The sequence below is a fragment of the Monashia sp. NPDC004114 genome (assembly GCF_053603855.1).
This window is the reverse complement of the sequence record NZ_JBSGGK010000014.1, coordinates 28,720-55,515: the sequence shown is the minus strand read 5'-3', so window position 1 is coordinate 55,515 and position 26,796 is coordinate 28,720. Positions and strand designations below refer to the sequence as shown.

Below are 26,796 nucleotides of genomic sequence, written 5' to 3'. Positions count from 1 at the left end.
CGCCGGCCTACGGCACCCCCGACGTACGCCCGACGGCATACGGCTCCCGACGGCTGCGGACGCGGCCTCAGCAGGCCTTGCCGTCGGGCGGGGTCCTGCCGTCGACGAGGTACCCGTCCACAGCGTCGTCGACGCAGGTGTTGCCCTGGTTGTAGGTGCCGTGGCCGTCGTGGTCGGAGGTGAGGAGCACACCGGACGCGAGGTCCTTCGCCAGCTGCTTCGTACCGCCGATCGGCGTCGCCGGGTCGCGCTCGTTGCCGATGACGAGGATCGGCGCGGCCCCGACGCCGAGGGTCGTGCCCTTGGGGGTGCGTCCGGCACCGGGCCAGGTGCGGCAGTTGTCGTAGAGGTCGCCGGTCATCCGCGCCCACAGCGGGTGGGCCGCCTTGGCCCGGTCCTCCTCGGCCACCCTGGCCGCCGTCGGCGGCGTGCGCGGCCAGTCGGCGCAGCGGACCGGGATCATCGCCTGCAGATAGCTGCCCTTGGCGTACTTCCCGGAGGGGCTGCGGTCCACGAACAGCGAGCCGATGCGCAGGAGCAGGTCGCCCTTGCCCTCGTCGAGGGCCTGGGTCAGGGCCTGGTTGAGCGGCTCCCACAACTGGTCCGAGTAGAGGCACATGAAGATGCCGAAGGCGACCCAGCCCTCGCCGATCCGCGAGAGGCCTGGGCGGCTCGTCGTCAGCCCGTCACGCTCAGCCTTGTCGAGCAGGTCGACGAGCTTCTGCTTGGCCGCGGCCTTGTCGCGCCCGAGCGCGCAGTCGTCACGGGCGACACACCAGTCGAGGAACGCATCGATCGACGACTCGAACCCCTGGATGTCGTACGTCATCTCCTGCTCGTCGGTCTGGTTGGGCGACATGGCCGAGTCGAGCACCATTCGCCCGACCTGCTTGGGGAACAGGTCGGCGTAGAGCGCCCCGAGGAAGGTGCCGTACGAGCCGCCGAAGAAGTTCAGCTTCTGGTCACCGAGGAGCACCCGCATGATGTCCATGTCGCGGGCCACCTCGGTGGTGCCCATGTGCCGCGCCTTCTCGCCTCCACGGGTCGCGCAGCGCTCGGTGACGCCGTCGAGGACGGAGTGGCCCTTCGCCTTCTCGGCGGCCGAGTCGGGGGTCGGGTCGGTGCTGAAGAGCAGGTCCATGTCGCCGTCGCTGAGGCAGTCGACGGCGTCAGAGGCCGCGATCCCGCGCGGGTCGAAGCCGACGATGTCGTATGCCGCGAGGACGTCGGGGCTGAACGTGCTGGATGCCGCCTGGGCGAACTCGACGCCGGACGCGCCCGGGCCGCCCGGGTTGACCAGGAGCGACCCGACGCGCTTCGAGGGATCGGTGGCAGGCACCTTGCGCAGCGCCAGGTGGAAGCGGTCACCCTGGGGCTTGGTGTAGTCGACCGGGACCTGGATCGTCGCGCACTGTTGCTTGGAGTCGCCGGAGCACGGCTTCCAGTCGACCTTCTGGGTGTAGTAGTCGCGCAGTGCGGCGGCGTAGTCGGTGGGCCGCGCCTGAGTCGGCGAGGCGCTCGGGCTGCCACCGGCCCCCGGCGTCGCCCACCCGCTCGCCGGCCGCCTCGGCTCGGCCACCGTCGGCGGGTTCCCGACGCGCCAGACCGCGAGACCGACGGCCCCGAGCAGCGCGACGACGGCCACGAGGGCGAGCACACGCCGAAGCGGAGAGTGCCGCACCGGTACGGCCGCGCCCGGCGGGTGGACGCCGGATCCCATTGGGCCAGAAGGAGGTCCGGGTGGCGGGAGCTCCGGTCCCGAATGTGCCGTTGACCCAGGAGATGGTGGCGCGTAGTCCGGCGGCAGGGCGGCATACCCAGGTTGCGCCTCGGGAAGGTCGTCCGGATGTGGCGCGTCGCTCAGCATGAAAGTCCGTCCTTGGGAACGCGCCCCTGCACGTAGTACGCGTCGATGGCGCCGTCGACGCAGGTGTTGCTCCGACCGTATGCCGTGTGGCCGTCTCCGTCGTACGAGATGAGCGCCGCGTTTGCGAGCTGGTCGCGAAGCCGCTTGGACCACTCGTAGATCGTCGCGGGGTCGCGCGTGGTGCCGACGACGACGATGGGGTTGCTGCCCTCGGCGCGGATCTTGTGCGGGCCCTGGCCCTCCTTGGCGGGCCAGACGCCGCAGGGCAGGTTGCCCCAGGCGAGCCAGGGGCCCCAGGTCGGCGCCGCCTTCGCGAAGTCGGTCGCGTACTTCTCGTAGGTCGACAGGTCAGGGCTGTCGGGCCGGTCGATGCAGTTGACGGCGTAGATCGCTTCCATGATGTTGCCGTTGTACCCGCCGCCCGGTGTGCGGTCCGCGTAGGAGTCCGCCAGCTGCAGGAGCGTCTGCCCGTTACCCGACTTGGCCTCGGTCAGCGCGTCGGTCAGGACGCCCCACGAGCCCTGGTCGTAGAGACCCAGAGCGACGCCGAGCCGGCCCCAGGACTCGTTGAGCTGCGGCACCGCCGGGTCGCCCGTCGGCAGTGGGTTGCTGTCGAGGCCGGCGAAGAAGTTCTGCAGGCTCTTCTCGGCCGCCGGCACGGTGTCGCCTAGCGGGCAGTCGCCGCCGGCCACGCAGTCCTGCAGGTAGGCCTTGGTCGCGAGCTCGAAACCTCGGGCCTGCCCCTCGGCGAGCTCGGCGCTCGTGAGGTCCGGCGGCACGACGCCGTCGAGGACCATCCGGCCGACCCGCTCCGGGAACAGGCCGGCATACGTCGAGCCGAGGAACGTGCCGTAGGACTTGCCGAGGTAGTTCAGCTGGGAGTCCCCGACCGCGGCCCGCAGCACATCCATGTCACGGGCGGCGTCCTCCGTCGACAGGTGCTTCACGAGGTCGGGGTTGTTGGCCTCGCAGCCGTCGGCCATCGCCTTCGCCTCGTCGAGCAGGTTCTGCTCCTCCGCCGGGGAGTCCGGCGTCGCGTCGGCGCCGAGGAAGGCGTCGAGCTGGCGGTCACCGAGGCAGTCGATGGGGTCCGAGCGGCCGACGCCGCGCGGGTCGAAGCCGATGCGGTCGTAGTAGCGGCGCACCTGCGGCCCGCCGATAGTGCTCGCCCCGCCGGCGACGTAGTCGATCCCGGACGCTCCCGGCCCGCCGGGGTTGATCAGCAGCGAGCCGAGGCGGTGGTCCTGGTCGCCCGCCTTGACGCGCAGCACCTTGATCCCGAGGTCCTTGGCTGGGTCCGGGTGCGCGTAGTCCAGCGGCACTCGCAGCGTCGCACACTCGAACTGGTTGCACGGCTTCCAGTCGAGATGCTGTGTGTAGTAAGGGGCGAGATCCGCGGCCGGCGCGACCGTGGCTGCCGGGAGCCCGGACCGGGTCGGCGCCGCGACCGGAGGCTCGGAGTCGTCGCACGCCGCCGCGCCGAGCACGAGCGCCACCGCCGCCGCCGTCGCGGTGAGGGCACGTGCGATGGCGGCAGGGCGTGTCGTCATGGCGGAAACGGTAACCCGAGAACCTGGGCCGACCTACATTCCGAGGTCGCGCGGCACCCGCAGCTGCAGTGCCATCGCCTCGAGCGCCAGCAACGGTGCCACGTTGGCGTTGATCCGCTCGCGCGCCTCGTTGATGGCGTCCATCGCGCCGAGGAGCTGCTCGGCGGTGAAGACGCTCGCGAGGCCACGCACCTTGTCCATCGCGTCCGGGTTGACCAGGTCGACGTCCGAGCCGAGCCGCAGCACCAGAGCGTCGCGGTAGACGGAGGTCAGGTCGACGAGGGCGCGGTCGATGACGTCGCGGCCGTAGCGGGTCGCGCGGGTCTTCTGCTCCCGCTCCAGAGCGGCGAGCTGGGACCGGATGTGCGGCGGCTGGACGCGGGCGGTCGGGTCCGCGCCGAGGGTCTCCATGAGCCGTGCCCGCTCGGCCGCGTCGCGCTCGGCACCCGAGGCCGCGGACTCCTCGTCGGCGATCTGCGCGAGGTCTGCAGCGGCACCCATCGCGTCGCCGACGCCGACGATCTTGGCGGCCATCGCGATGACGTCGTGGCGTCGGATCCGGGCCTGCTCGTCCCGGGCCAGACGGCGGGCGAGTCCGATGTGGGACTGTGCTGCGCGAGCGGCATACAGAGCCATCGCCGAGTCGACGCCGTCGCGGCGCTGGAGCAGCTCTGCAACCGCCTCGACCGGGGGTGTGCGGAGCCGCACGTGCCGGGACCGGGACCGGATCGTCACGATGACGTCCTCGAGGCTCGGCGCGCAGAGCATCCAGACGGTGCGTGGCGTCGGCTCCTCGAGCGCCTTGAGGAGTGCGTCGGCCGGGGCGTCGGTGTATGCCGTGAGGCGGTCGGCGTCCTCGATGATGATGATGCGCCAGCGACCGACCGAAGGTCGCATCGCCGCCTCCTGCACGAGCGCGCGCGCCTCCGCGACCTTGATCGACAGGCCCTCGGTCGCGACGACCTTGACGTCGGCGTGCGTGCCGTCGAGGGCAGTGCGGCACTCGATGCACTCTCCACAGCCTCCCTTGGGGCACTGGAGCGCTGCCGCGAAAGCCCGGGCCGCCGTCGAGCGACCCGACCCGGGAGGGCCGGTAAAGAGCCACGCGTGGGTCATGGACGCCTCGTCGCGAACCGCGCGAGAGAGCGTCTCGATCGTCGGCTCCTGTCCGACGAGGTCGCGCCAGACGGTCATGTCCGCCTCGCGATCACCTGGTCGACCCGCGCCAGGACGGCGGCATGGATCTCGGCGACGGGCAGGGCGCCGTCGACGACGAGGTAGCGGTCGGGATCCTGCGCGGCGAGGTCGAGGTAGGCCCGGCGGACCGCGGCGTGGAAGGCATCGGCCTCCGACTCCAGCCGGTCGTGGACGTCGCCACGGCGGGAGCGGCCGACCTCGGGCGAGACGTCGAGGACGATGGTGAGGTCGGGAACCAGCCCACCCACCGCCCACTGCTGCAACGCCCGGATCTCGGCGATGCCGAGCGACCGGCCGACACCCTGGTAGGTGATGGAGCTGTCGATGTAGCGGTCGGTCAGGACGACCTCCCCGCGACGCAGCGCCGGGAGGATGACCTCGTCGACGTGGTGCGCCTTGTCGGCGGCGTAGAGCAGGGCCTCGGCGCGGGCCGCAACATGGTCGCCATGCAGGACGAGCTGGCGGATCTGCTCGCCGAGCGGGGTGCCTCCAGGCTGCCGCGTGACGAGGACGCGACGTCCGCGGCGCTCGAGGGCGTCGGTGAGCAGGCGCACCTGTGTCGACTTGCCCGCGCCGTCGCCGCCCTCGAAGCAGACGAACAGCCCCGGAGCCGTGTCGACGCCTGGGGTCGCCGCCGCGAGGATGTCCGTCACGACGCCGAGCCTATGCGACCCGGGCGACACTCAACGTCGAGTGGCCCCGCCGTCACACCAGTCGCACGCAGGGACACCCTTTCCCGGGACGCGTGTGACGACGGGGCCACTCGACGGAACCACTCGACGGGGTCAGCGGCGGGCGAGGAGCTCCTCGGCGATCTGGACCGCGTTGAGGGCCGCACCCTTGCGCAGGTTGTCACCGACGACGAAGAGCACCAGCCCCTTGCCCTCGGGCGCGGCCTGGTCGGCGCGGACCCGCCCGACGAACACCTCGTCGCGACCCGCGGCCTCGAGCGGGTTGGGGACGTCGGTCACGATGACCCCCGGGGCGTTCTTGAGCAGGTCGAGCGCTTCGTCGGCGCTGAGGTCCTCGGCGAACTCGGCGTGGATCGCGAGGCTGTGGCCGGAGAAGACCGGAACCCGCACGCACGTGCCGGACACGCGCAGGTCCGGGATGTGCAGGATCTTGCGCGACTCGTTGCGCAGCTTCTGCTCCTCGTCGGTCTCGAGCGAGCCGTCGTCGACGAGCGACCCCGCGAGGGGGACGACGTTGAACCCGACGGGGACGGCATACACCTGGGCCTCGGGGATCGTCACCGCGCGACCGTCGAGCGCGAGCTCGGCGGGGTCGCCCGCGGCATACCCACCCCGCAGCTGGCGGTCGAGCTCCTGGACGCCCTTGCCGCCCGACCCGCTCACGGCCTGGTAGCTGGAGACGTGCAGGCGCACGAGGCCGGCCCGGTCGTGCAGGGGCTTGAGCACGGGCATCGCGGCCATCGTCGTGCAGTTCGGGTTGGCGACGATGCCCTTGGGGATGGTGTCGAGATCCGAGGCGTTGACCTCGGACACGACGAGGGGGACCTCGGGGTCCTTGCGCCAGGCGCTCGAGTTGTCCACGACGACCGCACCCGCTGCCGCGACCTTCGGCGCGAGCTCCTTGGACGCGGCGCCGCCGTTGGAGAAGAGCGCGATGTCGATGCCGGAGAAGTCGGCGGTCGCCGAGTCTTCCACGGTCACCTCGGCGCCCTTCCACGGCAGCGTCGTGCCCGCCGACCGCGCCGACGCGAAGAACCGCACCTGCTCGACGGGGAAGTCGCGCTCCTCGAGGAGGGTGCGCATGACCCCACCGACCTGACCCGTTGCACCGAAGACACCAACACGCATGTCACCAGGTTACGAGCAGTGCGTCGGGCGGCCGGCTGCCGTTCACCAGTTGGTCTGAGGCGGGTACGACCAGGAAGGTGTCGCGGACTTCGTCATCGCCGCTGACGCGGCCCTCAGCGCCACTGCACAACGGAGGCGCAGCAGGGCCGTCACGACTGTTGCCGGTCGGCGTTGGCGTGGATCGCGTCGCGGACGTACTGGGCGAGCCCCTCCTCGAGGTCCTCGTACGTCCTGGTGAACCTCGGGTCGGCGACGTACATGTCGGCGAGGTTGCGGTGGAAGTCCGGACTGAGGTCGTAGAAGCGGTTGTGGATGTGCAGCCGGTGCTGCTCGGCGGCGTCCATGGCTGCCTCGCTCGTCGGTGGCAGGCCGGAGCGCTTGGCCCGGACGAACGCCGCGTGCGCGGCCTGCATCTCTGCCTTGACCTCCTCCCAGTCCGACTTCGTGTAGCGCTTGGTGCGCTGCGCCGACTGCTTCCAGGCGTCGGTCTCGCCCCAGCGCTCCTGCGCTTCCTGCTGGTACTCGTCGCTGAACCCGTCGCCGAAGAGCTCCTTCATCTCCTCGGGCGTTGCTGGCTGGTTGCTCATCTCTCTCTCCAGTGCTCTGTCGATGGCGTCGACGAGCTCACCGAGCTCGCCTAGCCGGGTCACGACCGTCGCGCGCTGCCGACGCAGGTGGTCGACCGCGTCCTCGCCGCCGTCGAGCAGTCCTGCGATCTCGTCGAGCGGCAGCTCGAGCCGCCGGTAGACGACGATCTGCTGCAGCCGGGTGAGGTCCTCGTCGGTGTAGAGGCGGTAGCCCGCCTGCGAGCGCTCGCTCGGGTTGAGCAGGCCGATCTCGTCGTAGTGGTGCAGCGTGCGCACCGTTACGCCGAAGAGGTCGGCGACCTGCCCCACCGTCCAGGTGGTCATCTCCTGCGTCCTTCCGGTCATGACACGAGCGTGGCGCCTCACGTCGCGTGAGGGTCAAGCCCCATGACGACGGTATGCCGTGTGGCGCAGGAACGCTCCCCGTCCAGCGCAGGCCCGTGGCGCGGGACACGGTGTGGTCCGCTCCATCTGCGTCGCTCCGCCACATGGACCAACGCAGATGGAGCGGACCACAACCCTGCTGCCTCGCACCCGCGCCCCTAGGCTGTCCGCGTGCATCGTCGCCTCGCGCTCGTCCGCCGACCCTCGCCCCGTCTGGCCGACGGGATCGTCACCCACATCGAGCGCTCCGGCCAGGTCGACCCCGATCTCGCGCTGCGCCAGTGGCAGGAGTACTGCGACGTGCTCCGGCGCCGCGGCTGGTCGGTGGTACAGGCCCCGCCGGTCGACGACTGCCCCGACGGGGTCTTCATCGAGGACCAGGTCGTCGTGCATGGCGACGTCGCAGTGCTCTGCCGGTCCGGGGCACCGGAGCGCCGCGGCGAGCAGGCGGGGATCCGCGAGTCGGTCGAGTCTCAGGGGTACCGCGTCAGGGCCATCGAGGAGCCAGGCACGCTCGATGGTGGCGACGTGCTCAAGCACGGCCGCTGGGTGTGGGTCGGGGTCGGCGGGCGCACCAACCTCGCCGGCGCCGAGCAGCTCCGAGCCGCACTGACGGGCCACCGGGTGGAGGTCGTGCCCGTCCCGGTCAGCAAGGTGCTGCACCTCAAGTCGGCTGTGACCGCCCTGCCCGACGGCAGCATCATCGGTTTTCCGCCGCTCGTCGACGACCCGACCGTCTGGGACCGGTTCGTGCCGGTGCCCGAGGAGGCGGGCGCGCACGTCGTCCTGCTCGGCGGGATGTCGGTCCTCATGTCGGCCGCGGCCCCACGCACGGCACGGCTGCTCGAGAGCCGCGGCAACGACGTCACCGTCGTCGACATCTCCGAGTTCGAGAAGCTCGAGGGCTGCGTGACGTGCCTGTCCGTCCGGCTCCGCGGCTGACTCCCGGCAGCGTGGCCAACGCGACCACCGCACCGACGAGGAGCACCGCGCACGCCACGAGGTCGGTCGAGTGCATCCCGTCGACGTATGCCGTCCGGGCCGCGTCCAGCACTGCTTGGCCCTGGGTGCCCCCGACCTGCCCGGCCACCACGACCGCCTGACCCAGGGTCTCGGAGACGGCGGACTCGACGGAGGCGGGCAGTCCGGCCGGGAGGAGCGTGTCGATGCGGGCGGCATACACGGCGCCGATGATGCTGCCGAGGACCGCCATGCCGAGCGCCCCGCCGAGCTCGCCGGCGGTCTCGACCAGCGCGGAGACTGACCCCGCCCGCTCGGCAGGTGCGACGCCGATGGCGTACTCGGTGACCAGGGTGGCGACCGACACGAGACCCATCGCGATGAAGGCCGATGCGACCAGTGCGGGTGCGATCGACGAGTTGGCGTGGGCGAGCCACATCCCCGCGAATCCGACTGCGGCGACAACGAACCCGACTGCCATCACGATCGGCCGTCCCACCTTCTGCGAGATCGCGGCCGCGGTCGGCGCGGCGGCACCGACGAGCACCGACGGGAGCAGGCTCCACAGAGCAGCGGCGAGCGCGGAGTAGCCAAGCACCGACTGGAGGTACTGCGTCATGAGGATCGCGTTGCCCATGACGCCGAACATCCCGATCATCTGGACCGCGATCGATCCCCCGAAGCCACGGTTGCGGAAGAGCCCGAGGTCGACCATCGGCGAGGGCACTCGTGACTGGCGGCGCACGAAGGCCACTCCCGCGCACACGCCGACAGCGGCATACGCGAGAAGCCACGGCGACCACCCGTGGGCGGCAAACTGCTTGAGCGCGTGGATGACCGGAAGGATCGCGAGCAGCGAGAGGGCCGAGCTGACCAGGTCGACGCGGCTCGCGGCGGCTCGCGACTCGGGCAGGAGCAGTGGTGCGACAACGAGCAGCGCGACCATGACGGGGACGTTGATGAGGAAGACCGAGCCCCACCAGAAGTGGGCCAGGAGGATGCCGCTGATCACGGGGCCGATGCCCACGCCCCCGGCCATGACGGCCGACCAGATGCCGACCGCCTTGGCCCGCTCGGCCTCGTCGGTGAAGAGGTTGCGCACGATGGCGAGGGTGCTCGGCATGAGGGTCGCTCCCCCGACGCCCATGAGCGCGCGGGCGGCGATGAGCCACTCGGCCGTCGGCGCGTAGGCCGCGAGGACGGACGCGAGCCCGAACGCCGTCGCGCCGATCAACAGCAGCCGGCGCCGGCCGATGCGGTCTGCGAGGTTGCCCATCGTCAGCAGGAGCCCAGCGAGGACGAAGCCGTAGACGTCGAAGATCCACAGGACCTGGGTGGCGGTCGGCGACAGGGCCTCGGCAATGTGCGGCACGGCGAAGAAGAGCACCGACACGTCCATCGACACGATGAGCAGCGGCAGGGTGAGCACGGCGAGCGCGGTCCACTCGCGGCGGCCGGCGCGCGGGGGCGCCGGGGTCGAGGTCTGTTGCACAGTCATGGTCTGCCCTCCGAGATCTGCGTATGACGCATAGTGTTTATGTCGCACACTGAAAGTAGACCTAATCTGCGTACCACGCAAGCAGTTGGCTACACTTCGTCTCGTGACCGACCTGCCGCGCTACCTGCAGCTGCTCTGGGGCAAGGAGCCCGAGGGCCGACGCGGGCCCAAGCCCGGCCGCAGCATCGAGGAGATCGGCGCTGCCGCCGCCGCCATCGCCGACGCCGACGGGCTCGACGCGGTGTCGATGAAGAGCGTCGCGACCGCCATCGGCTTCACCACGATGTCGCTCTACCGCTACGTCGACAGCAAGGACGAGCTGTATGCCGTGATGCTCGATGTCGCGTACGGCCCACCCACGCTGGAGTTCCCACCAGGGGACGGCTGGCGCGCTCGGATCTCCAGCTGGGCCAAGGAGATCGCCTCTCGACGGCTCGCCCACCCCTGGACCACGGAGACGCGCCAGGCCGGCCCGCCGCTGACCCCGAACATGCTCGCCTGGATGGAGTCGGGACTGGAGGCGCTCGAGGACGCGCCCCTGACGAACGAGGAGCGGCTCTCGGCCATGCTCGCGATCGACGGCTGGGGCCTGAACCACGTGCGCCAGTCGATGCAGATGGGGCTCGTCGGGGCGGCGGACCCGGACAGCCCCCAAGCCTCCTACCTGCCGCTGATGAGCGCGCTGATCGACCCGGCCGTCTTCCCGCGCCTCACGTCCGCTGGGCCGGAAGCCCTGGACGATGACGACGAGGACTTCTTCGAGGTGGAGTTCGACAAGGGCCTGCGCCTGCTGCTCGACGGCATCGAGGCGCTCATCCAGCGGTCAGCCGCGAAAGCCGACCCAGCGCTCACCCACGAAGGTCGAGTGAGCGGCCCGTCCCACGACTGACCTGAAACGCCCGCGGCCGCTGACGATGGTGGGACGCAGCAGGGCGGCCGCCATCTACTCGGCGCCGCGCAGGGCTTCCGGTCCCGGCGCCCGCGCAGGGCTTCCGGTCCCGGCGGCCGCGCAACCCGCAACACACCGAGCAGTCGCAAACTCAGCGGGTTATTCCCGTCGAAGTTTGCGACTGCTCGGTGTGTTGCCGAGCCAGGGCCCGCGCGCAGGCGGGCGGGCGGGGCGGGCGCGCAGGTGGGCGCCGGGCGGGCGGGCGGGCGGGGGGCGGAGGTCGGAGCTAGGTCCAGCCGCGCTCGTCGACTCCGCCGGGGACGTCGGCGAGTGGGTCGTACGGCGTCCGCGTGAAGCGGAACGACGCGAGGTCCAGGTGCGACACCGTGCCGTCCGTATGCCGCACGACGCGCAGCGGCTCACCGGTGTAGTAGCCATCGAGCCCCACCCACTCGTCCGGCCCCACGGGGTCGAACCTCGACCCGCGCCCCGCGCCCGGTTCACCGAGGACGAGCCGGCCTTCGACCACCTTGGCGAGGGTGACGGCTGGTCCCCAGTGCCAGATGCCGGTGATGTCGAGCAGGCCGGGATCCCCTGCCGCATGCCAGGTCCGCGGCGGCGGGGGCTCGTGCTTGACGTAGGTCTCGAGCAGGTTCATGGGCAGCGGCGCGAGGGTCCCGGTGGTGGAGTTGGTGAAGGCGACGACGCCGTCCCCGGTCTCCTGGTTGACGCGCAAGGAGGCGATGAAGCCGGGCATCGAGCCGCCGTGGCCCGCGTACCGTACGCCGTCCACGTTCCAGACCTGCCAGCCGAGCCCGTGTGCCCCGACCCAAGCCGTGCCCGGGTTGTCGTTGACCACATGCGGCTCGAACATCTCGCGCAGCGTGTCTCGCGAGAGCACGTCACCGGTGTCGCCCCCGGCGAAGGCCGCCCACCGGGCGAGGTCCGAGACCGTTGTCCAGAGCTGCCCGGCAGGCGCCATCGCCCCGGCGTCGTGCTCCGGCTCCGGCAGCAGCACGTCGGCGAAAGGGTGCACCGCGAGCCCCGGCGCTGCCTTGCCGGTCGGACGGGTCGTCGTGCGGCTCATCCCGAGCGGCTCGAGCAGGTCACGGCGCACCACCTCGAACCAGTTCAACCCGTGCGCCCGAGCCAGGAGCTCGCCCAGTGCGGCATAGCCGACGTTCGTGTAGTGGAACATGCGTCCGGCTCGGAACCGTTGCTGCACAGGCGAGTCCACGAGATCGGCCCACGAGGCGCCAGGCGTGCGTTCCCACCACGGGCCGTTCGTCTCGGCCTGGAGGCCGGCTCCGTGAGACAGCAGCTGGGCGATGGTCGCGCGGCCGAATGCGGACCCCGGCACGTGCTCCTCGAAGCGGTCGTCGAGATCGAGCCGACCGGCATCCCGCAGCCTCATGACCGCGACGGCGACGAACGTCTTGGTGATCGAACCCATCCGGTACTGGGTGTCGGCGTCTGCAGACTCGCCGCCAGCGCGACCGTCGAGCGTGCCGACTGCGCCGGACCACACGAGTGTCCCGTCCCGGACCACCCCGGCTGCCACGGACGGCATACGGCCCTTCGACTGGGCGTCGGCAAGGAGGCGGTCGAGTGCTCTTCGTGCGGCGTTGCTCACCGGGACACCTTAGTGACGCCTGCACGGAGGCCACGATCCCGGCGCCGCCGGCACTTTCCGTGGCCGCTGGGTCACCCCGGCGCACTTCCGGCTGTGGACGGCATACGGGCCGCCCATCGTGCGCCGCTGGGGGTTCGCTGGGAGCCCTGCCAAACGCGGCGCCGGGCGGCCGCACCCGGCCTACGCTTCACCCGTGGGCGCCGCCCTGGTCGGCCGTGACGTCGAGCTGGCCCGACTCCGTGAGGTCGTCGCCTCGGCGACGACCGGGCGACCCGTGCTCGTCTCCCTGGAGGGCGAGGCCGGCATCGGCAAGACCGCCTTGGCTCGCCGGATGGCCGACGACTGCGCCCGAGATGGGATCCGCACCCGCTGGGCCAGTTGCGTCGACGATGCCGGCGCACCCCCGCTCTGGGTGTGGCGGCAGCTGCTCGGCGAGGCCTCGCTCGGCGGGGCGTTGCTCGGCGAGGCCCTGTCCGGCGGGGCCTCGCGCGGCGGGGCGCTGACCGGCGCCGGCGACAGGTACGCGCTCTTCGAGTCTCTCGTGACGAGCCTCGGCTCCGAGTCGGGGACGCTGGTCGTCGTCGACGACGTCCAGTGGGCCGACGAACCGTCCCTGCTCGGCCTCCGGCACGTCCTGCGCAGCGCGCCGGACGGGAGGCTCGTCGTCTGCGTGACGCGCCGGCCCGGCGCCCCGGGCACCGGTTGGTCGCACCTCGGCGCCGAGCTGTCGTCCGGGCCCGACTCCGAGCGGGTCACGCTGCGGGGCGTGACGGGCGTAGCGGCGAGGCAGATCCTCACCTCTGTCGCCGGGTCTCCGCTTCCCGAAGAGGTCGTCGCCGCCGCCGAGCAGGCCAGCGGCGGCAACCCGCTCTTCCTGCGCGAGCTCGGACGACTGCTCGGTGAGCACGAGGGGCCGGGAACGCTCCGGGACACCAACGGGATGGGCGTTTCCTTGGTCGGTCGAATTCCATTGGGACACAATATTTCTGAGTTGATCGAGGCGCGTGTCGCGCGTCTTGGGGCGGAGACTCAGCGGCTCGTCCGCACCGCGTCGGTGCTCGGTGACGAGTTCGAGCTGACCGTGGCCGCGCGCTTGCTCCGCCGGCCGACCGCCGCCTGCCTTGGACCGGCGGACGAGGCCGTCTCGGCGGGGCTGTTCGTCCACCTCGGCGCCGGCCGGTTCCGGTTCGGGCACGGGCTCGTGCGCTCGACTCTTGAGGCCACCCTTCCCCTTCAGCAGGCCGTCGGCCTGCACCGCGCGGCGGCCGAGGCGCTGGAGGATCTTCACCGCGACGACCTCGGCTCCCACGTCGCCGAGATCGCCCGCCACTGGGCCGCCGTGTCGGTGACCGGTGAGCGACGTCCCGCTGTCGACTGGTCCCGCCGCGCCGGTGACGAGGCGATGCGGTCGCTGGCCTTCGAGGAGGCTGCGCGGCTCTACTCCCTCGCGATCTCCTCAGGTGCTGGCGCTCTCGACCTCGCCGAGCAGGCCGAGCTGCGGATCCTGCTCGGGTCGGCCAGCCTGACTGCCGGCCGGCTGCAGGAGGGCTTCGCCGCAGTCTCCAAGGCGGTCGACCTGGCGAAGTCGGCCGGACGGCCGGATCTCGTCGCACAGGCCGCCCTGACCATCGAGCCGATCGGCGAGCGGGCCTGGGACCGGGCCTGCCACGACTGGTGCCGGCTGGCGTTGGACAGCGGCGTGGCCGACGGCGATCCCGCCCTGAGGGCGAGGATGCTCTCCCGGCTGTCCGACGCGCTGGTCTACATCGGCCGGCCGGAAGACGCGGCGCCGCGGGCCCAAGAGGCTCTCGATGTGGCGGAGTCCACGAACGACCCCGGGACGCTCGCGGCCGCCCTACGGGCTCGGCAGCTCGCCCTGAGCGCGCCCGGGTATGCCGTGGAGCGCCTCGAGCTTGCCTCGCGGATGACCGCACTCGGTCAGCAGCAGCGGCGCCCGGGCGACGAGATGTGGGGACACCTCTGGGCGCTCGACGTCCTGTGGCAGCACGGGGACCTGGCAGGGGTCGAGCGGGAGACGGGACACCTGGCGACCTGTGCCGATGCGCTCGCCACGCCGACGGCCCGCTGGCACCTGCTCGTGGCGCGGGCCGCGGTCGCGCAGGCTCGCGGCCGGTTCGACGAGGCTCTGACCACCAGCGACGTGGCGCGCGCCGTCCTCGAGCGGCAGGGGCACCCGGGGGCGTACGGCGCCAACATGTCTCTCGCCACCGTCGTGGGCCACCACATCGGGCACCGGCCCGAGGTGATGACGCCACCGCCCGAGTTCGGGGTCGAGCGCGACACCGTCCGGGGTGAGATCTTCGCCCTCCTCGGGCCGGCCTTCGCGCTCGCTGACGAGGGTGAGGTCGACCGCGCGGGCGAGCTCTACCGGCGGCTCGGCCCGCCGGCCTCGTGGCACATCCCGCCGTACTTCGTCCTCTCGTGCCTCGCGGTCGGCTCGCGCGTGGCCATCGCGCTGGGCGCGCGCGAGGACCTTGCGTGGTTCGTGGACCAGCTCCGCCCGTGGCGTGGCCAGCACGTGGTGGGCGGCGCCGGGAATGCGAGCTACTTCGGCCCGGTCGAGCTCGCCCTCGGCCGGTCTGAGGCGACCCTCGGCGACCTCGACGCAGCCGCGACCGACCTGGACGTCGCCCGGCTCGTCGCGCGCAGGACCGGCGCCCCGGGGTTCGAGGTGGAGGCGACGGTCGAGCTGGCCTCGGTGAGGTCGTCCCAAGGCCGGCGCGGCGAGGCGGACGCGCTGCTCGCCGAGGCGGCTCCGACCGCACGCAGGCTCGCGATGACGCCGTGGCTGACCCGGATCCGCGGGATGCGCGTGGCCCCGTCCGAGCCGCTCACCGTGCGCGAGCGGGAGGTCGCCGCCCTGGTGGCGCAGGGCCTCAGCAACCGCGAGATCGCGGCCTGCCTGGTGCTCTCGGAGCGGACCGCCGCCAACCACGTCCAGCACATCCTGACCAAGCTGGGCTTCACCAACCGGTCGCAGATCGCCGTGTGGGCCGCGACCGGCGATCTGCGGTGATCGGTGAGTAGTGCGGGTCGAGATCTGAGTAGCAGGGATGAGCAGATCGACGGACGCGGCACCACGCTGCGCTTCATAGCGTCGGTCGTGACCGGTCCACGAGGGCCGGCACCACCGAGGAGGGAACCATGACCTACGTCGTCTACACCAAGTCCCCGGGCGTCACGCCCGACCTCTACGACCAGACCGTGCTCGAGCTCGGCACGGCGCCGATCTCGGGACAGCAGGCGCACTACTGGAACTTCGTCGACGGCGCCCTGTGCACCATCGACATCTGGGACTCGCAGGCAGATGCCGACCGGTTCGCCGCGGAGCGCCTCTTCCCGGCGTTCGAGCGCGTCGGGCACCGGCCGTCGCCCGAGTCGGTCATCGTCGGGTTCGTGCCTGCCGCGGCCTCCTGAGGTCGCACAGCCGAGCACCCCCGCGCTGTTACCGGACGCGGCGCGGGGTGGTCGGCACGCTGGCGCGACCAAGGTCACGCGGGCAGGATGGGCAGGGCGCTACCCCTCGCCGCGACGCATCCGATATCTTGACATCAAGATTTATTGAGGATCGCCGCCGGAGCCTCCGTGGCTCCGGACGTCTCGCAACCGAACGGAGCACCCGCGTTGGACTCGAAGATCATCTACACGCACACCGACGAGGCGCCCGCCCTGGCCACGGCGTCGCTGCTGCCGATCGTCTCGGCGTTCGCCAGGCAGGCCGACGTCGACGTGGAGACGCGCGACATCTCGCTCGCCGGGCGCATCCTCGCCGCGTTCCCCGACGCGCTCACGGCTGAGCAGCAGGCATCCGGCGTGGGCCACGACGCGCTCGCCGAGCTCGGCCAGCTGGCCAAGACGCCCGAGGCCAACATCATCAAGCTGCCCAACATCTCGGCATCCATCCCGCAGCTCAAGGCCGCGATCGTCGAGCTCCAGGCGGCCGGTTTCGCGCTGCCCGACTATCCCGACAACCCCGCCACGGACGACGAGAAGGCGGCCCGGGCGGCATACGACAAGGTCAAGGGGTCCGCGGTGAACCCCGTTCTGCGCGAAGGCAACTCGGATCGCCGCGCACCCGCGTCGGTCAAGAGCTATGCGCGCCGGCATCCGCACTCCATGGGTGCGTGGAGCGCCGAGTCCAAGACCAACGTCGCCACGATGGGCCAGGACGATTTCCGCCACAACGAGAAGTCCGTCGTCATCGCCGCCGACGACACGCTGCGCGTCGAGCACGTCGCCGCCGACGGCACGACGACGGTGCTCAAGGAGTCGATCCCGGTGCTCGCGGGCGAGGTCGTCGACGCCACCTTCATGAACGTCGCGAAGCTGCGGGACTTCCTGTCCGCACAGGTCGCGCGCGCCAAGGCGGAGGACGTCCTGTTCTCGGTGCACCTCAAGGCGACGATGATGAAGGTCTCCGACCCGATCATCTTCGGGCACGCGGTGCGCGCCTTCTTCCCTGAGGTGTTCACGACGTATGCCGCCGAGCTGGCGTCCGTCGGCGCCTCCCCCAACGACGGGCTCGGTGCCGTGCTCAAGGCCGTGGAGAGCCTGCCCGCCGATAAGCGCGCGGCGGTCGAGGATGCGGTCAAGCGGGCCTTCGCCGACGGGCCGGCCATCGCGATGGTCGACAGCAATCGCGGCATCACCAACCTGCACGTCCCGAGCGACGTGATCGTCGACGCGTCGATGCCCGCGATGATCCGCACCTCGGGCCACATGTGGAACGCCGAGGGCAACGAGGAGGACACCCTCGCGGTGCTCCCCGACAGCTCGTACGCCGGCATCTACCAGGTCGTCATCGACGACTGCCGCGCCAACGGCGCCTTCGACCCGGCGACGATGGGCTCGGTGCCGAACGTCGGGCTCATGGCGCAGGCCGCCGAGGAGTACGGCAGCCACGACAAGACGTTCGAGATCGCAGCCGACGGCGTGGTGCGCGTCGTCGACGGTTCGGGTGCCGCGCTCCTGGAGCACGAGGTGTCGCAGGGCGATATCTGGCGCGCCTGCCAGACCAAGGACATCCCGATCCGTGACTGGGTCAAGCTCGCGGTAACGCGCGCCCGCGCGACCGGCTCGCCGGCCGTGTTCTGGCTCGACGCCGACCGGGCCCACGACGCGAACCTCATCGCCAAGGTCACCGAGTACCTTGCGGACCACGACACCGACGGCCTCACGATCGAGATCATGAAGCCGACCGACGCGATCGCCTTCTCCCTCGGCCGGATCCGCAAGGGCGAGGACACCATCTCGGTGACCGGCAACGTCCTGCGCGACTACCTGACCGACCTGTTCCCGATCCTCGAGCTCGGTACGTCCGCCAAGATGCTCTCGGTCGTGCCGCTCATCAACGGCGGCGGCCTCTTCGAGACCGGTGCCGGCGGCTCCGCGCCGAAGCACGTGCAGCAGCTGGTCCAGGAGAACTACCTGCGCTGGGACAGCCTCGGCGAGTTCCTCGCCCTGGCCGTGAGCTTCGAGCACTATGCCGGCGTCACCGGCAACAAGCGCTCCCAGGTGCTCGCCGACACGCTCGACCGTGCGACCGGCCGGCTGCTCGACGAGAACAAGTCGCCCGCCCGCCGGGTCGGCCAGATCGACAACCGCGGCAGCCACTTCTACCTCGCGCTCTACTGGGCACAGGAGCTGGCGGGCCAGTCCGACGACGCCGACCTCGCGGCCGCGTTCACTGATGTGGCCACGGCGCTGCGCGACAACGAGGCGACCATCGCGGGCGAGCTGGTCGGCGCGCAGGGTCACCCCGTCGACCTCGGCGGCTACTACCGCCCCGACCCCGCGAAGGTTGCCGACGTCATGCGCCCGAGCCAGACGTTCAACGACATCGTGGCCACCCTGGCTTGACCCCGGCGGATCCCTCCTGACGAGTGAGCGCTCCGTCCCACCCGTTCCGGGTCGAGTGGGCGCCCGGCCCCACCTGTCACACGACGGGCGGGGCCGCCGCGGCGTAACGCGTGGGACGGAGCGCCCACTCGACCAAGACGGAGCCCCGACCGGCATACACCGCCCGTCCCGGCCACCCGCCGGGCGGCCGCAAGCCCCGGTCGAGTGGGCGCCCGGCCCCACCTCTCACACGACGGGCGGGGCCGCCGCGGCGTCACGCGTGGGACGGAGCGCCCACTCGACCAAGACGGAGCCCCGGTGGGCCGGCTACTGGATGCGGTGGCCGCTGATCGCCCGCGCGATCACGAGACGCTGGATCTCGGAGGTCCCCTCGAAGATCGTGTAGACCTTCGCGTCTCGGGACCACCGCTCGACGGGGTGGTCGGCAACGTACCCGGCGCCACCGAGGATCTGCAGCGCCCGGTCGGTGACCGCCACGGCCACCTCCCCCGCCTTGAGCTTGCTCATCGACCCTTCGGCCGCGAGGAACGGCCGGTTGGTGCGCCCCATCCACGCGGCGCGCCAGACGAGCAGCCGCGCGGCGTCGATCTCGGTGCGCATGTCGGCCAGCGAGAAGGCGATGGCCTGGTTCTCGATGATCGGCCGTCCGAAGGCGACGCGATCCTTCGCATAGTCCAGGGCGTACTCGTATGCCGCTCGCGCGATCCCGAGGGCCTGGGCACCGACCGAAGGCCGGGTGAGCTCGAAGGTGCGCATCGCGGCCTGGGTGCTGGAGGTCTGCCCCTCGCGGGCCCGGGCGAGGCGTTCGTCGAGCCGTTCCTTGTCGCCGAGCAGGCAGGAGCCCGGCACCCGGACGTGGTCGAGGAAGACGTCAGCGGTGTGTGATGCGCGCAGCCCGTGCTTGCGCAGCTTCTTGCCTGCAACGAGCCCCGGGGTGTCGGGCGGCACCACGAAGGCAGCCTGCCCCCGGGAGCCGAGGTCGGGGTCGACCACGGCCGTGACGACATGGACGCCGGCGATCCCGCCGTTGGTGATGAACGCCTTCTGCCCGGTGAGCACCCACTCGTCGCGCGCCTCGTCATAGCGCGCCCGGGTGCGCATCGCAGCGACGTCGGACCCGGCCTGGGGCTCGGTCGTGGCGAAGGCCGCCACCTTGGGATCGTCGGCATCCCCGAAGCACTGGGGCACCCACTCGACGAGCTGGTCCGGCGTGCCCGACCCGTAGATCGCGGCGACGGCCAGGGTGGTGCCGAAGATCGACATGCCGATGCCGGCGTCGCCCCAGAAGAGCTCCTCGTTGGCAAGGTTGATCGACAAGCCGGTGGGATCGGCCCACAGCTGGGCCAGGAACTCGAAGCCGTAGAGGCCGGCCTTCGCGGCCTCCTGGATGATCGGCCAGGGAGTCTCCTCGCGGGCGTCCCACTCGGCGGCCGCCGGGCGCACGACGTCGGCAGCGAAGCCGTGCACCCAGTCGCGCAGCTCGACCTGGTCGTCGTCGAGCGCGAGCGAGAACTCGACCACCTCGTCAGGCCTTGGGCAGGTCGAAGTAGTTGCCGATGTTGGCGGCGAGCCCGAGGTCGCCCTTTGCCTTGATCTTGCCGGTCATGAACATCATGACCGGGTTGCCGCTCTTGGTGATGACCTTGGTGAAGTCGACCGGGCCCATCGCCAGGCTGAGCGTCGCCTCCCCCTCGTGGCCCGGTGCCACGGTGCACTGCCCGTCAGCGAAGGCCACGGTCCACTCGTCGGCGCCGCCGTCGGGGCGGCCGGTGATGCTCCAGTGCGTCGTCGCCCGGGTCGACCCGGCGCGGTCGGGCCGGAACAGCTCGGGCATCCGGCCGAAGATCGCCGCGATGATCGCCTCGCGGTTGCCGCTGTCCATGACTGCCTTGACATCCTTGTCGGACATGGCCTTCACGGTCTGGATGAACTCGGCCGGCTCGACGGACGCCAGCTGCTCGGGCGTGGCTGTGGTGAAGTCGATGTCGGACATCGCGGACCCCTTCCCAGGGCGAGGGACTCTTGGTTACCGCCAGTAACCTACCCGACCGCTGCGGCGTCGAGGAACCACCCCACGACCATCCCCTCGGGCCGCGCCGGCTCGATGAAGTGCTCCCAGCCGAAGGCCTGGGCGAACATCTCGACGGGCATGGCGAGCATGCCCTGGGCGTCGGACTGGCTGGCGTGGGCCTGAAGGGCCTCCCGCTTGACCTCGATGAAGTCGCTGACGTCGCACGCCCAGTGCAGCTCGCTCTCGAGGCTCCCCAGCGGGTTGCCGTCGTCCATCGGGGCGCGCGGGTCCCACTCGCTGACGTCGGCGCCGGCGGCAACCGCGGCATCGTGCGCCCGGATGATCGCGTCGCGGTTCATCGTCACCTCGAGGTAGCGCGGCGTCCCGGCCAGCTCGGCCGCCCGCCGTGCCACGGCATGAACCTTGACATGGTCGGGATGGCCGTAGCCGCCGTGCCAGTCGTAGCCCACGACGATGTCGGCGGCCTCACCGCGCAGCACCTCCGCGAGCCGCTCGGCCGCCGCCTCGGTGTCGACCTGCATGAAGCTCGCCTCGTGGTCGTTCTGCGCCCATCCGGTCATTCCGGAGTCCGCATACCCCAGGAACTCGACGCGATGCGTGCCGATGGCGGCGTTGGATGCCATGGCCTCGGCGCGACGCCGGTCGACCACGGTCTCCCCCGCGGCGAGGTCGTCCGGCGAGTCCCCGTGGTCACCGTTGGTCGCGACGACGAGCACCACCCGGTGGCCCTCCTTGACGGCGCGAGCCATGGAGCCGGCCGTCTGGGAGGCCTCGTCGTCGGGGTGGGCATGGACGAAGACAAGTGTTGCCATGCGCCCACCTTCTCATCCGCCTCGGACAGCCCGCCCGACTTACACCGGCAGCGTGTACACGACGAAGCCGTGGTGCTCCGCCACGGCGTCGTAAAGCTTTCTGGCCGTGGCATTGTCGCGATGCGTCTGCCAGTAGACGCTGCCGCAGTCATGGGCGCGCGCCCAGTCCCGCACGGCCTCGATGAGGGCCTGTCCTACCCCGTGCCGGCGCGCCTCGGGCGCCGTGAACAGGTCCTCCAGATAGCAGAGGTCCGGCTCGCTCGTGCTCGGGTGCACGAGGAAGTGGGTGATCCCGACGAGAGTGCCGTCCAGCCACGCCCCGAGCGCGTGCATCGTTGTGTCAGAACGGAACTCACGCCAGGCACGGTCGTATGCCGCCTGCTCGAGCTCGCGCTCGTAGAAGGCGATGTACGCGCGGAACAGCCTCTCCCACCGGTCGTGGTCGTCCTCGCCCAGCGGGCCGATCGTCAGCATGACGTGACGGTACCGGGACGGCACGGGGCTCGGGGAGGGCCACTTCCCGGCATACCGACTGGGCCACGTGCCGCAGCGCCCCCAACCGCGGGTCGATGTAATCCCGCGCGACATAGCGCGCGGGAACACATCGAACCGCAGCGGGCGGCGTCGCTAGGCCTTCTTTGCGGTCCGCTTCGTCGTGCGCTTGGCCGTCTTCTTGACGGCCCGCTTGCGGGTCGTCGGGCCCTTGGCGCGCTTCTCTGCGAGCAGCTCGAACCCGCGCTCGGGCGTGATCTCGGCCGGGTCGTCGTCCTTGCGGAGCGTCGCGTTCGTGTCGCCGTCGGTGACATACGGCCCGAACCGGCCGTCCTTGACCACGACCGGCTTGCCGCTCACCGGGTCGGTGCCCAGCTCCTTGAGCGGGGCCGCGGCCGCAGCCCGGCCACGCTGCTTGGGCTGCGCATAGATCGCGAGTGCCTCCTCGAGCGTGATGTCGAAGAGCTGCTGCTCGGTGACCAGCGAGCGAGAGTCGGTGCCGCGCTTGAGGTACGGGCCGTAGCGGCCGTTCTGTGCGGTGATCTCGACGCCCTCGGCGTCCTTGCCGACGACCCGGGGCAGGCTGAGCAGCTTGAGTGCCGTGTCGAGGTCGATCGACGCGAGCTCCATGTCCTTGAACAGGGACGCGGTGCGCGGCTTGGCCTTGGCGGCCTTCCGCGTGCCCGAGCCGTTCTGGGTCGGCCCCTCCTCGATGACCTCGGTGATGTAGGGACCGTAGCGGCCCGCCTTGGCGACGATGTCGCGACCGGTCGCGGGGTCCTGCCCGAGGACGCGTCCGTCGTCGGCGGCGACGTCGAGCAGCTCCCGAGCGCGCTCGGGCGTCATCTCGTCCGGCGCGACGTCGTCGGTGATCGTCGCCCGGCGCGGAGTGGCGGAAACCGTTGCGTCGTCAGGGATCTCACCGGTCTCGAGGTTCACCCCGGTCGGAGCGACCTCCTCCACGTAGGGCCCGTAGCGGCCCACGCGGACGACCATGCCGTCGCCGAGCGGGATCGTCGAGATCTCCTTGGCGTCGATCTCGCCGAGGTCGTCGACGAGGTGCTTCAGGCCCTCGCCGGAGGTCGCCTCGTCGCCGAAGTAGAACCGCTTCAGCCAGTCGACGCGCCCCTCGTCGCCGTTGGCGATGCGGTCGAGGTCCTCCTCCATCGAGGCCGTGAACTCGTAGTCGACGAGCTCGGTGAAGTGCTCCTCCAGCAGGCGGGTCACGGCGAACGCGAGCCAGGTGGGCACCAGCGCCTGGCCCTTGGTGAACACGTAACCGCGGTCCTGGATGGTGCCGATGGTGGCGGCATACGTCGACGGACGCCCGATGCCGCGCTCCTCCATCGCCTTGACGAGCGTTGCCTCGGTGTAGCGAGCCGGAGGTGTCGTCTCGTGGCCGTCGGCCTCGGCGCGCAGGACCTCGAGCGAGACCCCCGCGGAGAGCTTCGGCAGGCGCCGCTCCTCCTCGGCGGCCTCCGCGCGCGCGGTGGCCTCGTCGTCCCGGCCCTCCTCGTATGCCGCGAGGAACCCCTTGAACGTGATGACGGTGCCGCTCGCGCTGAACTCGACCTGCTGCGCCCCCTCGACGGCGGTGTCGACGACGAGCTTGACGGTCGCGGTCGACCCTCGGGCGTCGGCCATCTGGGAGGCGACGGTCCGCTTCCAGATCAGCTCGTAGAGGGCGAACTCCTCGCCGCGCAGCTCACCGGCGACCTGGGCCGGGGAGCGGAAACGGTCGCCGGCAGGGCGGATCGCCTCGTGCGCCTCCTGGGCGTTCTTGACCTTCTTCTCGTAGCGGCGCGGGCTGTCGGGGACGTACTCCGCGCCGTACATGTCCCGGGCCTGGCTGCGCGCCGCGGTCAGGGCGGCGTCCGACAGTGTGGTGCTGTCGGTACGCATGTAGGTGATGTAGCCGTTCTCGTACAGCCGCTGGGCCACCCGCATCGCGTTCTTGGACGACATGCGCAGCTTGCGCGACGCCTCCTGCTGGAGCGTCGAGGTGGTGAACGGCGCCGACGGGCGTCGGGTGTACGGCTTCTCCTGCACGTCGGAGACCCGGGCAGTCTGGGGCAGGCACGCCTCCGCGATCCGCGTGGCGAGCCCTTCGTCGAGGTGGACGACCCCCTTCCCGGTGAGGGCGCCGCCGTCGGAGAAGTCACGTCCTGTGGCGACCCGGGCACCGTCGACCGACGAGAGCCGGGCGGTGAACTGCTGCGCGGCCGCGCCGGGCGTGAAGTCGCCCACGACGTCCCAGTAGGACGCTTTGACGAAGGCCATCCGCTCGCGCTCGCGCTCGACGACCATGCGCGTCGCGACCGACTGGACGCGTCCGGCCGACAGGCCTTGGCGGACCTTGCGCCACAGGACCGGGCTGACCTCGTAGCCGTAGAGGCGGTCGAGGATGCGGCGGGTCTCCTGGGCGTCGACGAGGCGGGTGTCGAGCTCGCGGGTGTCGTTGACGGCCCGCTGGATCGCCTCACGCGTGATCTCGTGGAAGACCATCCGCTTGACCGGGACGCGCGGCTGGAGCGCCTCGAGCAGGTGCCAGGCGATGGCCTCGCCCTCGCGGTCCTCATCGGTGGCGAGGTAGAGCTCGCTGGAGTCCTTGAGCAGGCGCCTGAGCTCGGCGACCTTCTTCTTCTTGTCGGTGTCGACGACGTAGTACGGCTCGAAGCCGTGGTCGACGTCGACGGCGAACTTGCCGAACGGGCCCTTCTTCATGTCAGCGGGCAGCTCGGACGGGTTGGGCAGGTCGCGGATGTGCCCGACCGACGCCTCCACCTCGAAGTCCCCACCGAGGTACCCGGCGATCGTCTTCGCCTTCGCAGGCGACTCGACGATGACGAGCTTGCGGCCCTTTCCTGCGGCCATGAACACACCTTCAACTTCCCGGTCTCACGTGCAGCGGATTCGTCGCTGCTCCGACGTGGACGCGCCCTGACCGTAACAGGCTCCATCAAGGACGCATTCCAGGATCCCGTTTTCGGCGGGTTCCGGCAGCAGATCTGGTATGCCGTCGGGCTAGGTCGCAGCAGCTGCGCCGCCGCGCAGGTAGCCTCCGGTCGTGCTCCTGACATATGTGGACGAGTCGTACACGAAGGAGCGCTACTTCATCGCGGCAACCCTCGTCGACGAGCGCCAGGCGCGGTCGCTGACACGCACGTTGGACAGGATCGTGGCTGACACCGCGTCCGCTCATGACGACCTGAGTCCCGACGCAGAGCTTCACGGATACGACCTGGTCGCCGGCAAGGGCGACTGGGCACCCTTGGCGTCCAGGGTTCGGGCTCGCATCGGCGTGTACAACAAGGCCGTCCAAGCCGTCGCCGATCACGAGGTCAAGGTCGTCGTCAGGTCCGTCGACATCCCGGGGCTCGACGCTCGCCACCCTCATGGACACGACCATCCACACAGCATCGTCATGACCCACCTCGTGGAACGTGTGGACGAGCACGCCGAGTCCCGCAACGAGCGGGCGTTGCTCATCGCCGATGAGGTCGACGACCAGGATCAGTATCGCCGTGACCTTTGGCACTACCAACGCTCGAGGACCTGGGGCTACCGGAGCCGACAGATCACGCGCATCGTCGACTCGCTTCACTTCGCCCCAAGCCACGCGAGCCGCCTCCTCCAGACGGCCGACCTGGTGGCCTACCTGGCACGCCGCAGGGCCACCCACAAGGAGACCGACGCGCGCGCGAAGCACGCTAACGAGAGACTTTGGGCACGCCTCGAGCCCACCATCGTGCACGATGGATGTTGGTGGCCCCGGCCGAGGTGAGCCAGGCGCACGAAGGCCCCTCCGTAGAGGGGCCTAAGGCTGACAGGAGGAACGCCTCCTATGCCCGAGTTTAGGACAACGATCAGCTGCCCGCCACCGACCACGACCGCAGCCGAGCTTGATGGGGCACGGGCGGCGGTGATCGACCCGGTCGCAGGACTCGAAAGCCAGCGACCGCTGACGCCGCCCCCGTTGTTCGCCTCGCGTCGCGTTTCAGGTCGCCGGACTCGTCGTGATGGCAGCACCGGCGGGACACGAGGGGCGACCTGACGCACGATGCGACGCCGGCAGCCGGCCCCAGACTCCCGGCATACGGTCAGCGCGACGAGCTTGAGTCGTGATAATTTAGTGTTCAATCACTTTGGAAGGACGCTCATGACCGCCGCTCCCGTCATCTACCTCAGCCACGGCGCACCGCCCCTCGCCGACGACGAGCGCTGGACGGCCGAGCTCGCCGACTGGTCGTCCGACCTGCAGAAGCCGCAGAACGTCCTGATGGTCTCGGCCCACTGGGAGGACGCGCCGACGACCCTCGGCACGACGACCGGCGCTCCCCTGACCTACGACTTCTGGGGCTTCCCGCAGAAGTACTACGAGGTCACCTACAACGCCCCCGCCGCGCCGGCCCTCGCCGACGAGGTGACCACGCTGCTCACCTGGCCGGGCCACGAGGTCCACCGCGACGAGGCCCGCGGGCTCGACCACGGCGCCTACGTGCCGCTCAAGGAGATGTTCCCCGAGGCCGACATCCCGGTGCTGCAGATGTCGATGCCGACGCTCGACCCCCGCGGCCTGTTCGAGATCGGCCGGCGCCTGGCCCCCCTGCGCGACCAGGGCACGATGATCGTCGGCTCGGGCTTCACGACGCACAACCTGCGGTGGTTCAACCCGTACGGCGGTGCCGACGGCACCCCACCCCAGGCCAGCCAGGAGTTCGACCAGTGGGCGCGCGAGGCCATGGCCGCGCAGGACGTGGACAGCCTGCTGGACTTCCTCGCCAAGGCTCCCGCCGCCCACGAGGCGCACCCTAGGACCGAGCACTTCGCGCCGCTGTTCGTCACCTTGGGAGCGGCATACGAGTCCGGCGGCCTCGACAACAAGAGCGTCATCGAGGGCTTCTGGTTCGGCCTGTCGAAGCGGTCCTGGCAGTTCGGCTGAGCGTCCAATCCGGCCGCGAGACGACGGGGCCACTCGACGGGGGTTGTCGGCACCCGAGGCCAGTCGTGCCCCCACTCGAGTGGCCGCTGCGCCCCGACTGAAACCCGCCCAGCCTGAGACGACCAGGCCACTCGACGGGGGTTGTCGGCCACCCGAGGCAGTCGTGCCCCCACTCGAGTGGCCGCTGCGCCCCGACTGAAACCCGCCCAGCCTGAGACGACCAGGCCACTCGACGGGGGTTGTCGGCCACCCG

At 70.9% G+C, this 26,796-nt stretch carries 20 protein-coding genes; 7 read left to right on the top strand and 13 right to left on the bottom strand.

The window, feature by feature from the left end; genetic code table 11:
* Positions 1 to 67: 67 nt before the first annotated feature.
* The 6 genes from ACWEOW_RS17285 to ACWEOW_RS17260 form a co-directional block, all read right to left on the bottom strand.
* The gene (locus ACWEOW_RS17285; protein ID WP_452270462.1) at positions 68 to 1,657 is read right to left on the bottom strand and encodes an alpha/beta hydrolase; all 1,590 of its coding nucleotides are present in this window, start codon (positions 1,655 to 1,657) and stop codon (positions 68 to 70) included.
* Positions 1,658 to 1,860: 203 nt separating this feature from the next.
* Entirely contained in the window at positions 1,861 to 3,417 is a 1,557-nt protein-coding gene (locus tag ACWEOW_RS17280) for an alpha/beta hydrolase (RefSeq protein WP_452270461.1), read from the bottom strand.
* A 33-nt stretch (positions 3,418 to 3,450) separates the two neighbouring features.
* Positions 3,451 to 4,611, bottom strand: a complete 1,161-nt coding sequence (locus ACWEOW_RS17275) for a DNA polymerase III subunit delta' (RefSeq protein ID WP_452270460.1) — start codon at positions 4,609 to 4,611, stop codon at positions 3,451 to 3,453.
* Positions 4,608 to 5,267 carry a dTMP kinase gene (tmk, locus tag ACWEOW_RS17270; protein ID WP_452270459.1) on the bottom strand — a complete coding sequence of 220 codons (660 nt, stop codon included), beginning with the start codon at positions 5,265 to 5,267 and terminating at the stop codon, positions 4,608 to 4,610. Before tmk ends, ACWEOW_RS17275 begins: the two co-directional genes overlap by 4 nt.
* Before the next feature lie 132 nt (positions 5,268 to 5,399).
* Positions 5,400 to 6,434 (bottom strand): aspartate-semialdehyde dehydrogenase, encoded by a 1,035-nt coding sequence (locus tag ACWEOW_RS17265; RefSeq protein WP_452270458.1) that lies wholly within the window; start codon positions 6,432 to 6,434, stop codon positions 5,400 to 5,402.
* Between the two features lie 149 nt (positions 6,435 to 6,583).
* Positions 6,584 to 7,366 (bottom strand): MerR family transcriptional regulator, encoded by a 783-nt coding sequence (locus ACWEOW_RS17260; RefSeq protein ID WP_452270457.1) that lies wholly within the window; start codon positions 7,364 to 7,366, stop codon positions 6,584 to 6,586.
* A gap of 210 nt (positions 7,367 to 7,576) precedes the next feature.
* Here ACWEOW_RS17260 and ddaH point away from each other — a divergent pair, with 210 nt between their 5' ends.
* On the top strand, positions 7,577 to 8,347 hold the full coding sequence (gene ddaH, locus ACWEOW_RS17255) for a dimethylargininase (protein ID WP_452270456.1): 771 nt from the start codon (positions 7,577 to 7,579) through the stop codon (positions 8,345 to 8,347).
* Here the strand turns inward: ddaH and ACWEOW_RS17250 are convergent.
* Complete coding sequence (locus ACWEOW_RS17250; protein ID WP_452270455.1) at positions 8,271 to 9,863, bottom strand: MFS transporter; 1,593 nt, start codon at positions 9,861 to 9,863, stop codon at positions 8,271 to 8,273. The genes ddaH and ACWEOW_RS17250 overlap by 77 nt on opposite strands.
* A gap of 103 nt (positions 9,864 to 9,966) precedes the next feature.
* Here ACWEOW_RS17250 and ACWEOW_RS17245 point away from each other — a divergent pair, with 103 nt between their 5' ends.
* Positions 9,967 to 10,752: a TetR/AcrR family transcriptional regulator C-terminal domain-containing protein gene (locus tag ACWEOW_RS17245; protein ID WP_452270454.1), complete on the top strand. Its 786-nt coding sequence runs from the start codon at positions 9,967 to 9,969 to the stop codon at positions 10,750 to 10,752.
* Between the two features lie 286 nt (positions 10,753 to 11,038).
* Here the strand turns inward: ACWEOW_RS17245 and ACWEOW_RS17240 are convergent, their stop codons facing one another.
* The gene (locus tag ACWEOW_RS17240; protein ID WP_452270453.1) at positions 11,039 to 12,385 is read right to left on the bottom strand and encodes a serine hydrolase domain-containing protein; all 1,347 of its coding nucleotides are present in this window, start codon (positions 12,383 to 12,385) and stop codon (positions 11,039 to 11,041) included.
* A 193-nt stretch (positions 12,386 to 12,578) separates the two neighbouring features.
* Between ACWEOW_RS17240 and ACWEOW_RS17235 the strand changes: the two genes are divergently transcribed.
* The 3 genes from ACWEOW_RS17235 to ACWEOW_RS17225 all read left to right on the top strand — a co-directional run bounded on the left by ACWEOW_RS17235 (position 12,579) and on the right by ACWEOW_RS17225 (position 18,265).
* Positions 12,579 to 15,422, top strand: coding sequence for an ATP-binding protein (locus ACWEOW_RS17235; RefSeq protein WP_452270452.1), 2,844 nt, complete (start codon positions 12,579 to 12,581; stop codon positions 15,420 to 15,422).
* A gap of 128 nt (positions 15,423 to 15,550) precedes the next feature.
* On the top strand, positions 15,551 to 15,823 hold the full coding sequence (locus tag ACWEOW_RS17230) for a hypothetical protein (protein WP_452270451.1): 273 nt from the start codon (positions 15,551 to 15,553) through the stop codon (positions 15,821 to 15,823).
* Between the two features lie 207 nt (positions 15,824 to 16,030).
* On the top strand, positions 16,031 to 18,265 hold the full coding sequence (locus tag ACWEOW_RS17225; protein ID WP_452270450.1) for an NADP-dependent isocitrate dehydrogenase: 2,235 nt from the start codon (positions 16,031 to 16,033) through the stop codon (positions 18,263 to 18,265).
* Positions 18,266 to 18,571: 306 nt separating this feature from the next.
* On the opposite strand, the gene ACWEOW_RS17220 is transcribed toward ACWEOW_RS17225, so the two are convergent.
* From ACWEOW_RS17220 to topA, 5 genes are all read right to left on the bottom strand, one after another.
* Positions 18,572 to 19,786 carry an acyl-CoA dehydrogenase family protein gene (locus ACWEOW_RS17220; RefSeq protein ID WP_452270449.1) on the bottom strand — a complete coding sequence of 405 codons (1,215 nt, stop codon included), beginning with the start codon at positions 19,784 to 19,786 and terminating at the stop codon, positions 18,572 to 18,574.
* 4 nt (positions 19,787 to 19,790) lie between these two features.
* On the bottom strand, positions 19,791 to 20,258 hold the full coding sequence (locus ACWEOW_RS17215) for an SCP2 sterol-binding domain-containing protein (protein WP_452270448.1): 468 nt from the start codon (positions 20,256 to 20,258) through the stop codon (positions 19,791 to 19,793).
* Positions 20,259 to 20,305: 47 nt separating this feature from the next.
* A complete protein-coding gene (locus ACWEOW_RS17210) occupies positions 20,306 to 21,109 on the bottom strand; it encodes a PIG-L deacetylase family protein (RefSeq protein WP_452270447.1) in 804 nt (267 codons plus the stop codon).
* A gap of 39 nt (positions 21,110 to 21,148) precedes the next feature.
* The gene (locus ACWEOW_RS17205) at positions 21,149 to 21,583 is read right to left on the bottom strand and encodes an N-acetyltransferase family protein (RefSeq protein WP_452270446.1); all 435 of its coding nucleotides are present in this window, start codon (positions 21,581 to 21,583) and stop codon (positions 21,149 to 21,151) included.
* Between the two features lie 153 nt (positions 21,584 to 21,736).
* Positions 21,737 to 24,475 carry a type I DNA topoisomerase gene (gene topA / locus ACWEOW_RS17200; RefSeq protein ID WP_452270445.1) on the bottom strand — a complete coding sequence of 913 codons (2,739 nt, stop codon included), beginning with the start codon at positions 24,473 to 24,475 and terminating at the stop codon, positions 21,737 to 21,739.
* Between the two features lie 193 nt (positions 24,476 to 24,668).
* Here topA and ACWEOW_RS17195 point away from each other — a divergent pair, with 193 nt between their 5' ends.
* On the top strand, positions 24,669 to 25,385 hold the full coding sequence (locus ACWEOW_RS17195; protein WP_452270444.1) for a DUF3800 domain-containing protein: 717 nt from the start codon (positions 24,669 to 24,671) through the stop codon (positions 25,383 to 25,385).
* Positions 25,386 to 25,760: 375 nt separating this feature from the next.
* On the top strand, positions 25,761 to 26,543 hold the full coding sequence (locus tag ACWEOW_RS17190) for a dioxygenase family protein (RefSeq protein ID WP_452270443.1): 783 nt from the start codon (positions 25,761 to 25,763) through the stop codon (positions 26,541 to 26,543).
* Positions 26,544 to 26,796: the final 253 nt, after the last annotated feature.

Coding starts and splice junctions, on each gene's coding strand:
- ACWEOW_RS17280 (WP_452270461.1), bottom strand. CDS start 3,417: ATGACGACACGCCCTGCCGCCATCGCACGTGCCCTCACCGCGACGGCG.
- ACWEOW_RS17275 (WP_452270460.1), bottom strand. CDS start 4,611: ATGACCGTCTGGCGCGACCTCGTCGGACAGGAGCCGACGATCGAGACG.
- ACWEOW_RS17265 (WP_452270458.1), bottom strand. CDS start 6,434: ATGCGTGTTGGTGTCTTCGGTGCAACGGGTCAGGTCGGTGGGGTCATG.
- ACWEOW_RS17260 (WP_452270457.1), bottom strand. CDS start 7,366: ATGACCGGAAGGACGCAGGAGATGACCACCTGGACGGTGGGGCAGGTC.
- ACWEOW_RS17250 (WP_452270455.1), bottom strand. CDS start 9,863: ATGACTGTGCAACAGACCTCGACCCCGGCGCCCCCGCGCGCCGGCCGC.
- ACWEOW_RS17230 (WP_452270451.1), top strand. CDS start 15,551: ATGACCTACGTCGTCTACACCAAGTCCCCGGGCGTCACGCCCGACCTC.
- ACWEOW_RS17215 (WP_452270448.1), bottom strand. CDS start 20,258: ATGTCCGACATCGACTTCACCACAGCCACGCCCGAGCAGCTGGCGTCC.
- ACWEOW_RS17210 (WP_452270447.1), bottom strand. CDS start 21,109: ATGGCAACACTTGTCTTCGTCCATGCCCACCCCGACGACGAGGCCTCC.
- ACWEOW_RS17205 (WP_452270446.1), bottom strand. CDS start 21,583: ATGCTGACGATCGGCCCGCTGGGCGAGGACGACCACGACCGGTGGGAG.
- topA (WP_452270445.1), bottom strand. CDS start 24,475: ATGGCCGCAGGAAAGGGCCGCAAGCTCGTCATCGTCGAGTCGCCTGCG.
- ACWEOW_RS17190 (WP_452270443.1), top strand. CDS start 25,761: ATGACCGCCGCTCCCGTCATCTACCTCAGCCACGGCGCACCGCCCCTC.